This window comes from Fulvitalea axinellae (assembly GCF_036492835.1).
GTDB lineage: Bacteria > Bacteroidota > Bacteroidia > Cytophagales > Cyclobacteriaceae > Fulvitalea > Fulvitalea axinellae.
In genome coordinates, this window is sequence record NZ_AP025314.1 from 4,836,127 (window position 1) to 4,849,453 (window position 13,327).

At 49.6% G+C, this 13,327-nt stretch carries 9 protein-coding genes; 4 read left to right on the forward strand and 5 right to left on the reverse strand.

Annotation, left to right across the window (positions count from 1 at the left end; all coding sequences use genetic code 11):
- Positions 1-172 precede the first annotated feature (172 nt).
- The 5 genes from AABK39_RS18900 to AABK39_RS18920 all read right to left on the reverse strand — a co-directional run bounded on the left by AABK39_RS18900 (position 173) and on the right by AABK39_RS18920 (position 6,792).
- Complete coding sequence (locus AABK39_RS18900) at positions 173-499, reverse strand: hypothetical protein (RefSeq protein WP_338392869.1); 327 nt, start codon at positions 497-499, stop codon at positions 173-175.
- An 86-nt stretch (positions 500-585) separates the two neighbouring features.
- On the reverse strand, positions 586-3,396 hold the full coding sequence (gene uvrA / locus AABK39_RS18905; protein ID WP_338392870.1) for an excinuclease ABC subunit UvrA: 2,811 nt from the start codon (positions 3,394-3,396) through the stop codon (positions 586-588).
- A gap of 177 nt (positions 3,397-3,573) precedes the next feature.
- Positions 3,574-3,996, reverse strand: a complete 423-nt coding sequence (locus AABK39_RS18910; RefSeq protein WP_338392871.1) for a hypothetical protein — start codon at positions 3,994-3,996, stop codon at positions 3,574-3,576.
- Between the two features lie 251 nt (positions 3,997-4,247).
- Positions 4,248-4,844, reverse strand: a complete 597-nt coding sequence (locus AABK39_RS18915) for a DJ-1/PfpI family protein (protein WP_338392872.1) — start codon at positions 4,842-4,844, stop codon at positions 4,248-4,250.
- Between the two features lie 844 nt (positions 4,845-5,688).
- Complete coding sequence (locus AABK39_RS18920; protein ID WP_338392873.1) at positions 5,689-6,792, reverse strand: hypothetical protein; 1,104 nt, start codon at positions 6,790-6,792, stop codon at positions 5,689-5,691.
- Positions 6,793-7,354: 562 nt separating this feature from the next.
- On the opposite strand from AABK39_RS18920, the gene AABK39_RS18925 reads away from it, so the two are divergent.
- The 4 genes from AABK39_RS18925 to thrC all read left to right on the forward strand — a co-directional run bounded on the left by AABK39_RS18925 (position 7,355) and on the right by thrC (position 13,124).
- A complete protein-coding gene (locus tag AABK39_RS18925; RefSeq protein ID WP_338392874.1) occupies positions 7,355-7,966 on the forward strand; it encodes a nicotinamide mononucleotide transporter in 612 nt (203 codons plus the stop codon).
- Between the two features lie 180 nt (positions 7,967-8,146).
- Positions 8,147-10,603, forward strand: a complete 2,457-nt coding sequence (gene thrA / locus AABK39_RS18930; RefSeq protein ID WP_338392875.1) for a bifunctional aspartate kinase/homoserine dehydrogenase I — start codon at positions 8,147-8,149, stop codon at positions 10,601-10,603.
- A gap of 236 nt (positions 10,604-10,839) precedes the next feature.
- A complete protein-coding gene (locus tag AABK39_RS18935) occupies positions 10,840-11,799 on the forward strand; it encodes a homoserine kinase (protein WP_338394706.1) in 960 nt (319 codons plus the stop codon).
- Positions 11,800-11,819: 20 nt separating this feature from the next.
- Positions 11,820-13,124: a threonine synthase gene (gene thrC, locus AABK39_RS18940; protein ID WP_338392876.1), complete on the forward strand. Its 1,305-nt coding sequence runs from the start codon at positions 11,820-11,822 to the stop codon at positions 13,122-13,124.
- Positions 13,125-13,327: the final 203 nt, after the last annotated feature.

Below are 13,327 nucleotides of genomic sequence, written 5' to 3' on the forward strand. Positions count from 1 at the left end.
TAGCTTTACCCTAATGAAATAAGTAGTACAAAGTAAAAAGAAACTCTGCGAAGACCGTCAAAAGACATTGATTTACAGTGGACTGCGAATAATTCTTCCGTTTTATGGAAGCGTAAAAACTATTTTACCAGAAGTGCATATTTGGGAAGCGAATTCGATTTTTGCAAAAGCCCTAGACATTGGAGATCAGTACCATAACCAGTATCGGCAAAGGCACAGCCAAAAACATACAGGCCATCCCAACGATAGCCAAAGCCCTGTTTTTCTTATACTTCCAGCACCCAATCCCTCCCAGAATCATCCCCGTAAGGAAAATTATCAGGAACGGTCCTGTACCGTAAGAGACCGCCATAGGGGAAATTCCTCCAGTAAACCCGTCTCCGTAAAATCTAACCATAGCCTTGTGTACCGAATAAATCATGAAAACACGAAGCAACAACACCAGTAAACCGAATATAAAAACCATAAGGTTTAGCCACCCTCTTTCCTTTTTTATCATAAAAAATCGAGTCTTTAGAATAGAAGTCTAAATATAAAAATTCGGACACACTGAATAAGCGTGTCCGAAGTATATTCAAAAGCCCATTACACCTTTCCTTTCAGAAAACGGGCAGTGTAATTGTCCTCAAGTTTGACCATTTCCTCGGGCGTTCCCTCAAAATTGAGATAACCGCCCTCGTCTCCGCCTTCCGGACCAAGGTCGATAATCCAGTCGGCCGATTTTACCACTTCCGGATTATGTTCGATTATCACGGCGCTACTTCCGTGGTTTACCAAAGCGTTGATTGAATCGAGCAATTTCCGGATATCGTGGAAATGAAGTCCCGTAGTCGGTTCGTCGAAGATAAAGAGCACGTGGTCCTTGTTGCGGGCGTTTTGGCCTTTGCCCAAGAAGAAAGCCAGCTTTACGCGTTGCGCTTCTCCGCCTGACAGCGAATTCGCCGATTGGCCGAGGCAAATATACCCGAGCCCAACGTCCATCAGAGGTTTAAGCTTATTGCGTACGGCCTTGCTTTCCGAGAAAAACTCGATAGCTTCCTCCACAGTCAACTCCAACACTTCGGAAATATCCTTGCCTTTGTATTTGACATCCAGAACCTCCTGCTTGAAGCGCTTGCCCTTACAGCTTTCGCAAGTCAGGTGAAGGTCGGCCATAAACTGCATTTCCACCGTTACGGTTCCTTCGCCTTCGCAAACTTCGCAACGTCCGCCCTCCACGTTAAACGAGAAATGGGCGGGCTTGTAGCCGCGCTGTTTGGCCATAGTCTGGGCGGCGAACAGCGCTCTTATCGAATCGTAGGCCTTTACGTAAGTCACCGGATTGGAGCGCGAAGATTTCCCGATCGGGTTTTGGTCCACAAACTCCACGTGCGTCACCTTGTCCACATCGCCGAATACGCCTTCCATTTTGCCCGTTTCGGCCGAAACCTGTTCCAATATTTTCCCGATTCCGGGGTAAAGGAGCTTTTTGACCAAAGTCGATTTTCCGGAACCGCTGACTCCCGTCACCACCGTCAGGGTGTTGAGCGGGAATTTTACGTCTATATTCTTGAGATTGTTTTCTCTTGCTCCCCGCACTTCCAGAGCGTATTTCCACGGCCTCCGTTTTTCCGGAATACTGATGCTGTCAGTGCCGTTAAGGTAGCGGGCGGTGTACGTGTTGTCCGCTTTGCGGAGCTCGTCCAAAGTTCCTTGGAACATCAGCTCACCACCGTGGGCACCGGCATCCGGGCCAATGTCTATGATTTGGTCGGCCGAGAGCATCACTTCCTCCTCGTGTTCCACCACTATTACGGTATTGCCCAAATCCCGGAGGGTTTTCAGTACGCCCACCAAGCGTTCCGTATCTCTCGGGTGCAATCCGATACTGGGTTCGTCGAGAATGTACATCGAGCCAACCAAGGCACTGCCCAGCGAAGTAGCCAGCTTGATCCGCTGGTATTCTCCGCCCGAAAGGGTAGAGGTAAGCCGGTTCAAAGTCAAATAACCGAGACCTACCCGTTCCAGATATTCCAGACGGTTGACCACCTCTTTAAGCAATCGTTTGGCGATTTTGTAATCGTGATCGCTCAATTTCAGATCACGGAAAAAAGCACCGACCGTAGAAACCGGCATCAGTACCAAATCGATAATCGACTTGCCGTTGATCTTGACAAATCCGGCGTCTTTGCGCAAGCGCGTACCGTGACAGTCCGGACAGCTTGTCCTTCCGCGGTAGCGGGAAAGCATGACGCGATACTGTATTTTATGCTTTTTGGATTCGAGATGCTTAAAGAAAGCGTTTAAACCCTTAAAGTATTTGTTCCCAGTCCAGATTAATTCTTTTTGATCTTCCGTCAGATCACAGTACGGGCGGTGCACCGGAAAGCCAAACTCGGAAGAGTTGTTGATCAGGGCTTTGCCCCATTTTCCCATCGTGGCGCCCTGCCATGGCGCAATGGCTCCATCGTACACGGATTTCGATTTGTTGGGAATCACCAAATCCGCATCGATTCCTATTACGCTACCAAAGCCTTCGCAAGTTTTACAGGCTCCGTATGGGTTGTTAAAGGTGAAAAGGTTTACGCTCGGCTCCTCAAACTTGAGGCCGTCAAGTTCGAATTTGTCCGAAAATTCACGGCGCTCGCCACCTAAAACCTCCACTTCGCAGATTCCCGCTCCCTCAAAGAAAGCCGTCTGCACGGAATCCGCCGTACGGAAAGCGAAATCGTCGCTGTCGTGTGTCACGCTGAGGCGATCGATCAACACACGGTAACGTTCCGGGTCTTTCATTTGCCCCAAATCGGCGAGCAAGTCCTCGATAAAAACGGGCTCGCCGTCCAACGACAGGCGGGTGTAGCCTTTGCTCATCAGAATATTCAGTTCCTGTTCCAGCGTCCGGCCTTCGTGGATAATAAACGGAGCCAACACCGTCATGCGGGTTCCCTCCTCATGCGAAGCCACAAACTCCACCACGTCGGTTACGGAATGCTTGGTGACTTCGTTTCCGCTTACCGGCGAGAAAGTCTTGCCCACCCGGGCGAAAAGCAACCGGAGGTAATCGTAAATCTCCGTAGAAGTGCCCACCGTAGAGCGCGGATTGCGGGTGTTCACCTTCTGCTCTATGGCGATAGCCGGCGCCACGCCCCTGATATAGTCAACTTCCGGCTTTTCCATCCGGCCAAGGAACTGCCTGGCGTACGAACTGAGGCTCTCCACGTACATACGCTGTCCTTCGGCGAAAAGGGTATCGAAAGCCAAAGACGATTTGCCCGATCCGCTCAGGCCCGTCACCACCACCAGCTTGTTGCGGGGAATGGCTACGCTCAGGTTTTTCAGGTTGTTTACCCGAGCACCTTTTATGATGATAAACCGCTTGGGATCAAGCTTGTCGAAGTCCTTTTCGGGATGGATCATTGTTTTTCCGGATGGAATGAATATTCGTTTACTTCTTATAGTACAGAGTAATGAGTAAAGCGTAAAGAGACCGTTTGGTGAATTTCTGGATAATTCCGCTCTTGCCTCTTGATGCTTTTTCTTTCGGTTGTTTGACGCATTAACTCGTTACACGGTAGACTTGGTTTTAACCTCGGCTTAGTCCGCAAGGTCGTTACCAATCTTTTTCGAGAGGAAAAAGGCGGGAATCGCCAAAACGGAGCCCAACACTGCGCCCGCAATCACCGAAATAAACGGCGAGGCCAAAGCGCCCAACCATTCGAAAGGTTCCGTAAGCGCCCAATACTCCACGCCAAGAACCAAGGCCACGGCTCCCATAAGTCTGGCGTTTAGCCAAACGGCACCTGCCAAAGTCTCGGCTCCAGGATATGCGCCACGGCGCTCAAGCGTATTCGACAAAGTCAGCAAGGCAAATAGCACAACCAGGTACGACTCCTGCAAATAGGGAAGCGCTATGCCAAATAAATTAGGCAAAAGTAGCGTAGGTTGCGCAAAAACGATCCCGAACAGGCCGTAAAGGCCCGTCTGAACCCAAGGATTCGGATGTACTAAGACTCTCATACTTACTGTCAATTTCTCACTTTACCAATCTTGTTGGCCAATACCATAAATATAAGCAATTCGATTCCGAAAATCCTTGGCTTTTCGAAAAGTATATCTTGAATTTGGAAGGAATTTTTAATAGATGCTTGCCAACGCTTTTCTGAGGATATTCTGTTCGGGAAAAATCAGCGCTTTGTCAGGCGCAAAAGAAAGGCCGCACGGTACCTACTCCGAACGGCCTTCTATAATTTACTATCGAATAAAAGTGTCTAGTTTGACATAGTCTGTTTTTTCTCCGTAACCCTCAAACCCAAAATATCAAGGAAAGCGCGGATCCACTCGGGGTGGGCGGGCCAAGCCGGAGCCGTAACCAAATTACCGTCCGTTACAGCCGTATGCACCGGCACTTCCACATATTCGCCGTCGGCCAAAGTAATTTCGGGCGCCACGGCCGGATAAGCCGTCAGTCTTCGACCGGAAAGTACCTTGGCTGCTGTCAGTATCTGTATACCGTGACAAATCGCCGCAACTGGCTTATTCTCCTTGAAAAAATGTTTTACATGCTCCAGCACAGTCGGGTTAAGCCTCAAATATTCCGGCGCTCGTCCGCCCACTATTACCAAACCGTCGTAGAGTTCAGGATTTATTTTATCGAACGTGGCGTTCAGAGTAAAGTAATGGCCTTTTTTTTCAGAATATGTCTGCTCCCCTTCAAAATCATGAATCGCCGTAATCACTTTGTCGCCCGCTGATTTGTCCGGACATACGGCGTGCACCTCGCAACCAATCATCTGTAACATCTGAAACGGAACCATGGTCTCATAGTCCTCGGCGTAATCACCGGTAAGCAGGAGTATATTTTTCATTTCTTAAAGTGTTATGGTTTAGAAAAATCACAGTGTCTGAAATATTTCAAATAACGCCTCGGGAAAAAGCCAACCCCCGAAAGCTATCAGCGCCAACCTCCACGCTCCATTTGGCCAAACACACCTCACAACACAAAATCCAACATGCTTTTTTCTCTGCGCAAAATCTTTCTCAGAAAATACGAACACTTTCAAGTTAGTAATTTTTATAAAAAAAATGACAAATTTTTAATTCAAAAAATCATATTTTTTATTTGTACTTTTATTCAATTATCCTTTTTAATCTGCTAAAAGGCAAAAAAATCACTATCGGCGTAGGGGGATTGGCCTTCTAAAACGTACTTGTATATGATAGCGCACCAAACGTTGTCAAATAGGCTTTATAGGTTCAGGCCCTCCTCTCAAGGGGGCCTTTCTTTTTTCGGGCAGCTTTTACTGCATTCGCAATGGTTTTCTCATGAAAACTCTCGTGACTGTACAAAGTAAGCCCTACATGTTTATCGAATGAAAAAACACACAGAACGCTTTACCCATTACCCTTTACTAAAAAAGGAAGAGGCCGTCTCTTTCGAAACGACCTCCGGTTTGCGTAGATAAATTTGTGTATGAATTTCGGTATCGAATAAATATTGGCTTCCTGGCTGTTTCACTAACCCTTTCTCCAAACTCCGTTAAATCACATGGAGCCTTGATTGGGGTTTTGTCTCCACTAAAACCGTCTGGAAGCTTTTTTAATAATGCTTTTTTCGAATGTTTTAAATTAACCTACGCCCCTTTACTCTCCCTCTTCAACTGACTAACAAGCATAACGTCAAATACTATGTTTGGTCATCAATTATGAGTCTTATGATCCTGCCATCTCTATTTTCAAGTCCGAGATAGTTTTAGGCTTGAAAGGAGTAAGTTTGGAAATGTCAACGAACTGGGCTGAGAATCCTTCCGGACGTTTATCGCCCGAAGAGTGGAACGTATAGCCTTTGTAGTACGAAGCGCCCTTCATTCCGGCCAAGTATTTTTCCACCTGAGGATATTTCTTCGCATCAAGCTCTTTCTTGTATACATTGTAGAGAGAGTAAGCGCTCAGGAGATCCTTGTTCTCGTCCAAGTTTTGCGGAGCGAGACCAAGCTTGGCCACGGCGATTTTCGTCTTAGCGTTGCAACGGATAGCGAAGGCGTAATTCTTCCCTTTGTTCGCCTGTTTCACAATCCACATATTCGGGCTGTTTGAGTTACCGAAGAACTCAAAGATGTCGCCTTTGCGGGTTACGGTGAACTTGAGCTTATCTGTAGAAAGTCTGTAAGAAGCGATCCACCCAGTCAAAGAAACGGTCATGGTCTCGTCTGCCACCGCGGTTTTCTTCGTGTCGTAATCAATTCTGTACAAAGCCTTGGGAACTGACTTATACGCTTTCTGGTCCAAATTAAACGGCTTGATCAACACCAACGCTTTCTTTGTCGGGTTACCGTTCCACAGCATGCGCACGGCCAGTTTATCCGTTCCGCCGTCGGTTACGGTCAATTCATAATCCCAAGTTTTGCCTTCGAAGCTTACCTTCTTCTTGAGCACGCCACGCTTGGTTCTGTTGTCATATTTGCCTTTATATTCAAAGCTGTCTTTGCCGTTCTTTTTATAATTACTCATCATGGCTAGCAACTCTTTGGTGATGTTCCCGGCTCTGTCTCCTTCGCCGATAATCTCCCTCAAGTGTTGCGACATGATCCTGCCGTTAACTTTTTCGAAAGGATTACTTACCGAAGCTCCTCTGAAAGTGCGACGGGACAACTCTTCCATCTTCGCTGTATGGCTAACAGTCCTTGGCAGATCCATCATCACTTTTTTCGGAATACCTTTTTCAAGGTCCTTTACGGCGTCATCGGCTCCGTTGTCTTGGCAAGCGGTAAAACCGAAAAACAGCAAGAGAAGGGATAACAGGTTTCTAGTTTTCATAATTATAAATGTTTGTGTTTTCTATAAATTACTAAGACCGGGACGATCCTGGACTTTCAAAAAATCCAGATCAAACCAAAAGACTATACCGGAACCGGTGCGGCCAAACGCCACATTTAAGACCGGACCGGAGGGTTTCCGAGACAGCGAAGCGACGGGGGCTCAACCCGCGGGAACGGGCATCCGTCATCTTCGGTCGGCGGAAAGTCTTTCCGGCAGTGTATCGCCAGAATCGCCCCGACATCTTGAAACAAAGGTATGCCGATACTTTTTCCGCTTTTCTGACATAGATCAAAAAGCGTTTTCCGGAAAAAAAGGACTTGGAAAAGTTTTGGGGAAATCTCACGAAGAAAACCGTCGCCATTCGTATCAGGGTCAAAATATGCCCGGTTTTCGAAAACTTGTTGCAGGAAAAAAACAACTGCGTTTTTTTCGAAGCTGTTTTATGCCTTTACGTTGCTTTTTCTATAATCATTTATCTATTTTCAAAATAAACTTGGATCCAAAAGGGTAATCCAAAACCGAAAAGCGATAATCCGGCACAAAAACCCGCCGATTACGTATGAACCGGAAAACCATCGGAGGGAAAGTTATGACCGTATTACTACCGGAACTCATGCTTACCTTGTTCGGAATATCGTTTCTGATCTCGGCGCAAGAAGCCAACCGCTGGAGTTGGAGCGCCATATTCACGGCCAGTATGGTTTACTGGACCTTGATCGCCGATCCGGAAACGCTCAAGGCCACTTGGCCCGCCGCTTTTATCATGATGAGTGTTTACGGTTTTGTGGCTTGGACAATCAAGCCCGGCATCGCCGAGAAAGTCAGGAAGATGTCTACGGCCACGCACTTGGTCATCAACGCCTCGGCGATCGCCGTTTTTCTTTTGCTGTCGTTAAGCCGGGCCGGAGACGGTCCTTTAAGGGCCGAATCCTTGGGCGAATTGCCCGTCGTTTACGGTCTTATGGCGCTTTTCCTGATTGCCAGAGGGGTTACCGGAGGTTGGTTGTACGGAGCTTTGGCCTGTGGGGCGGGAGCCATCGCATTAGCCGACGGAGGCAAGATGCTTTGCTCCCTGAATTTCGCCTTGTTCTCCCTTTTCGCTTTCGGCGGATATTGGCGTTGGTCAAACCGAAAAAAAGAAGGAGAAAATGTGGCCAACCCTTCAATTTGAAATATTTTATTCTACACAATGATACCGTATTTAAAAAATATACGATAACTTTGTCAATTAATCAGTCTTTTGATGTTTTTACTGAAAATTTCATAAAGACAAATTCAGCTCTCTGAGCTGTTTTTTTATTGGCCGGAAGGCGGGAAACCGTTTACGGTCGGGCTTTAATCCATATTGATTATGAAAGTACTGAAATTCGGAGGCACATCCGTCGGATCGGTAGAGAGCATCCGCGGCGTGGCGGCTATCATCATGGACAAGAAAGCGGCGGGCGAGGAAATCGCCGTCGTGAACTCTGCTATGGGAGGCATCACGAACATGCTTATCGACGCGGCCGAGCGCGCTTGCGAAAGCGACGCCACCTACAAAGAAGTTTTTGCCGAGATTGAGCAAAAGCACATCGACACGGTAAAAGTACTCATCGACATTGAAGCCCAGAGCAATATTATCGCCCAGATAAAACTGTTGCTCAACGAGCTTGAAGATATCCTGTACGGCGTGTCGCTGATCAAAGAGCTATCACCCCGTACCCAAGACCTTATACTTAGCTTTGGCGAGCGTTTGGGCTCTTTGCTCATCTCGTCGTTTCTCAACCAGTGCGGCGTACAGAGCGAAGCCCTCGATGCCCGCAACCTTATCCTTACCGACAAGACATTCGGCGGAGCCAAGGTTGATTTTGAGGAAACCAACTACAATATCGCCCAGCATTTCAAGAAATGTGAAGCCCTGCAGGTCATCACAGGCTTTATCGGAGCCACTGACCGCGGTGCAACCACTACGCTCGGCAGAGGCGGTTCGGACTACACGGCGGCCATCTTCGCGGCGGCGCTCAACGCCGAGAGCGTGGAGATCTGGACGGACGTGGACGGCGTTATGACTTCCGACCCGCGCGTAGTTTCCGAGGCGTTTTCACTTCCGAGCCTTTCTTATGAGGAGGCTATGGAGATCTCGCACTTCGGGGCGAAGGTCATCTACCCGCCGACGATCCAGCCGGTGTACAGCAAGAACATTCCTATTTTCATCAAGAATACGTTCAATCCTGAGTTTCCGGGCACGAAAATCAGCCAGGGGACGAACGGAAAGAACTATCCGATCAAGGGAATCTCCACGATCAAAGACGTTTCCCTGCTCAATCTTCAGGGCAGTGGCATGATCGGCGTTTCGGGCGTATCGTCGCGCTTGTTTAGCGCGTTGGCACGCTACAGCGTCAACGTTATCCTGATCACCCAGGCTTCTTCCGAGCACTCGATCTGCTTCGCCATCGACCCTAAAGACAGGCCTGCGGCGGAACAGGCTATCGAGGAAGAGTTCCACACCGAGATTCTCTCCAGAAAAATAGACCCCGTTACCGTTGAGGAAAATCTTTCGGTAATGGCCATCATCGGCGAAAACATGCGCCACACGCCGGGTATTTCCGGAAAGCTGTTCAGCTCTTTGGGCAAAAACGGCATCAACGTGGCGGCCATCGCGCAGGGCGCTTCCGAGCTTAACGTTTCGGCGGTGATTCCCAAACGCGACCTGCACAAGGCGCTTAACTCCGTTCACGAGTCTTTCTTCCTTTCGAACCACAAAACGATCAACCTTTTTGTGGTAGGAACGGGACTTATCGGAGGAACTTTGCTGGAGCAAATCCAAAGACAAGCGGCCACTTTGCTTGAAAAACAGCACCTGCGCCTGAAAGTAGTGGGTATCGCCCGAAGCTCGAAAATGCTTTTCGACGATAACGGCATCGACCTTTCGGATTGGAAAAATACGCTGGACGCCACCGGCGAAGCCACGGACCTGGACCTCTTCGTAGAGAAAATGAAGACCCTGAACCTGTCGAACAGCATATTCGTGGACAACACTTCCAGCGCCGAGGTTATCAAGCATTACTACTCTATCCTCGACGCCTCGGTCTCTATCACCACGCCAAACAAATTGGCCAGCTCCGGACCGTACGTTTATTACGAACAGCTCCAGAAAACGGCCTTCCGCCACGGTATCAAATACTTGTTCGAGACCAACGTAGGCGCCGGACTTCCTGTCCTCACCACGCTCAACGACTTGCGCGACAGCGGCGACGAGATCATCAGCATCGAGGGCGTACTTTCGGGCACACTTTCCTTTATCTTCAACACTTACGACGGTTCGGTACCGTTTAGCCAAGTGGTAAAAGACGCCAAGGCCAAAGGCTTTACCGAGCCGGATCCGCGCGACGACCTGAACGGCATGGACGTGGCCAGAAAGATCTTGATCTTGTCCAGGGAAGCCGGACACGTTATGGAAATCGGCGACGTGGACATCGTGCCGCTTTTGCCTGAGCAGTGCCTTAACGCTCCTTCGGTCGACGCTTTCTTCACGGAGTTGGAGAAATTTGACAAAGACATAGAAACCCAGCGCCAAGAGGCCGAAGCCGACGGAAAAGTCCTTCGCATAATCGCCTCTTTGGAAGACGGAAAAGCCAAGCTTAGCCTTCAGGCCGTAGGGCCGGAGAATCCGTTCTACGGACTTTCGGGCAGCGACAACATGATTTCTTTCCGCACAAACCGCTACGACGAGCGTCCGCTAGTGATCAAAGGCCCCGGAGCAGGAGCCGAAGTGACCGCCGCAGGCGTATTCGCGGAAATTATCAGCATTTCCAACTTCCTGGCCTAAACCCGGAACCAATACGGCATCCGGAGACCAGTCGCCGGATGCCGTCACTCTTTTACAAACGGCCTTCCGGCGACTCGCCTCCACATCCGTACACTCCGCACGCCCCGGCCCCGTTCCGAAAAGAACCGAGGGTCCCGTCATACCGGCTTTTTGTTGCCCAACGACGGCGATGCGCACGGTCCAGTTTCCTGCGCAACACTTTTTCCCTTGATACAATTAAGCCATTTCTTATGTCCTTGGACTATATAAAAGTTTTCGCTCCCGCCACCGTAGCCAACGTGGCCTGCGGCTTCGACGTACTCGGCTTTGCCATAGACAGCCCCGGCGACGAAGTGGAGCTTACCAAATCCGACACCGGCGAGGTACGCATTACCAAGATCATCGGTGACGGAGGAAAATTGCCGACCGACGCCGACAAAAACACCGCCGGCGTAGTCGTAAAAGCATTTCTGGAAGCGATCGGAAGCAAGCAGGGCATCGATATCGTCCTGCACAAACATATGCCTTTGGGCAGCGGTATGGGATCGAGCGCGGCCAGTTCGGCCGCCGCCGTATACGCCGCCAACAAGCTGATGGGCTCTCCGCTCAGCGATTTGGAGATTTTGCCTTTCGCCATGGAAGGCGAGCGGATAGCCTGCGGCTCAGCCCACGCCGACAACGTGGCGCCTTCGCTTTTGGGCGGTTTTACGCTTATCAGAAGCTACAGCCCGCTAGACGTGGTCAAGATCGACGTTCCCGACGAGCTTTTCGCCACCGTGGTACATCCCAAAATAGTGGTGAACACCAAAGACGCCCGCAAGATTCTGAAAGGCCAAGTCCCGCTCGATAAGGCCATTCGCCAATGGGGCAACGTGGGAGCGCTTATCGCCGGGCTTTTGCAGAAAGATTACGGCCTGATTTCCCGCTCTTTGGAAGACGTGATTATAGAACCGGTCCGTTCGCTATTGCTTCCCGGATTCGACGAGGCAAAACAAGCGGCCTTGGAAGCCGGAGCGTTGGGCTTCGGGATTTCGGGTTCCGGCCCGTCGCTGTTTTCCCTAAACCGAGGGAAGAAAACGGCCGAAACCGTAGCGCATGCCATCAAATCCGTTTATGACGGCTTGGGTATCGAAACCGACCTTTTCGTATCGGCCGTAAACCAGCAAGGCCCAAGCATAATCCGTAGCAACGAAAGCGACAGCGCAAAAACCATCTGACTCTTGAAAAACAACCCGATATGATTCTATACAGTACTAACCACCGCGTACCGGACGTAAACTTCGAAGAAGCCGTATTCAAGGGCTTGCCTGACGATAACGGTCTCTACATGCCGAGAGAGATCGACAAACTACCCGATTCTTTTTTTGAGAATATCCATGAGATGTCTTTGCAGGAAATCGCCCTGCAAGTGACGGCGAACCTGATCGGCGACGAAATCCCGACCAACGACCTGATGGAAATCGTCAATGACGCTTTCGACTTTGAAGCGCCCGTTGTGCCTGTAACGGAGAATATCCGCTCGTTGGAGCTTTACCACGGACCTACTTTGGCCTTCAAAGACTTCGGAGCCAGATTTATGTCCAGGGTAATGGGCTATTTTCTTAAGAAAAGAAAAAGAGAGGTCAACATACTGGTAGCCACTTCCGGCGATACGGGAAGCGCCGTTGCCCAAGGGTTCCTGAACGTTCCGGGCATTACGGTGACTATCCTTTACCCAAGGGGAAAAGTAAGCGAAATCCAGCGCAAACAGCTCACTACCGTGGGCCAAAACGTTACGGCTCTGGAAGTGTCGGGCACATTCGACGATTGCCAGCGGATGGTTAAGCAAGCGTTTCTCGACAGAAAAATAAGGGAAAAGCATTCGCTAAGCTCGGCCAATTCCATCAATATCAGTCGCCTGATTCCGCAGTCGATTTACTATTACTACGCCTATGCCCAAGTAAAGGAAGAAGGCAAGCCGGTAGTGTTCTGCGTGCCGAGCGGCAACTACGGCAACCTCTGCGGAGGGCTTATAGCCAAAGCCACCGGACTGCCGATCAAGCGCTTCGTGGCCGCCTCAAACGCCAACGACGTGGTGCCGAAATACCTTAACGGGCACCCATATGAAACCCGTCCGTCGGTACAGACGATCTCAAACGCCATGGACGTGGGCGACCCGAGCAACTTCGCGCGCCTACAGGCTCTGTATGACGAGCGCTTCCCAGATATCGTACGCGATATCGCCGGCAAGAGCTTCTCCGACGAACAGACGGAAGCCACCATCGCGAGGGTATTCAAAGAAACAGGCTATATACTCGATCCGCACGGCGCAATCGGCTACGCCGCCTTGGAGCAACACTTGAAGGAATGCGACAAAGACGCCTTGGGTATATTCCTTGAAACGGCCCATCCGGCCAAATTCGCCGATGTAGTAGAACCGTTGATCAAGCAGTCCGTGATCTTCCCGAAACGCCTTTCCGAAGTGCTTTCGAAGACGGAGAACGCCATATCGATCGGGAGCAGTTACGACCACCTGAAGGCTTATCTGGAACAACGGAAATAAGAAACGGAAACTTAAGGGCGGAGGAAAACACAAAAAGTAGTGCAAAGTAAATAGTAAAGCGTAAAGAGACTGCTCGGGGATAACCTAAAGCCAAATAAACCAATAGGTTACCCCTTCAAAACGTTCCTTTATCGAAACATAAACTATTTTACTGGATATACTTATTATCCTCCGCCCTTTGCATTGCTCGGCTTCGGGCTTTA

Coding starts and splice junctions, on each gene's coding strand:
- uvrA (WP_338392870.1), bottom strand. CDS start 3,396: ATGATCCATCCCGAAAAGGACTTCGACAAGCTTGATCCCAAGCGGTTT.
- AABK39_RS18900 (WP_338392869.1), bottom strand. CDS start 499: ATGATAAAAAAGGAAAGAGGGTGGCTAAACCTTATGGTTTTTATATTC.
- AABK39_RS18915 (WP_338392872.1), bottom strand. CDS start 4,844: ATGAAAAATATACTCCTGCTTACCGGTGATTACGCCGAGGACTATGAG.
- AABK39_RS18910 (WP_338392871.1), bottom strand. CDS start 3,996: ATGAGAGTCTTAGTACATCCGAATCCTTGGGTTCAGACGGGCCTTTAC.
- AABK39_RS18920 (WP_338392873.1), bottom strand. CDS start 6,792: ATGAAAACTAGAAACCTGTTATCCCTTCTCTTGCTGTTTTTCGGTTTT.
- thrA (WP_338392875.1), top strand. CDS start 8,147: ATGAAAGTACTGAAATTCGGAGGCACATCCGTCGGATCGGTAGAGAGC.
- AABK39_RS18925 (WP_338392874.1), top strand. CDS start 7,355: ATGAACCGGAAAACCATCGGAGGGAAAGTTATGACCGTATTACTACCG.
- thrC (WP_338392876.1), top strand. CDS start 11,820: ATGATTCTATACAGTACTAACCACCGCGTACCGGACGTAAACTTCGAA.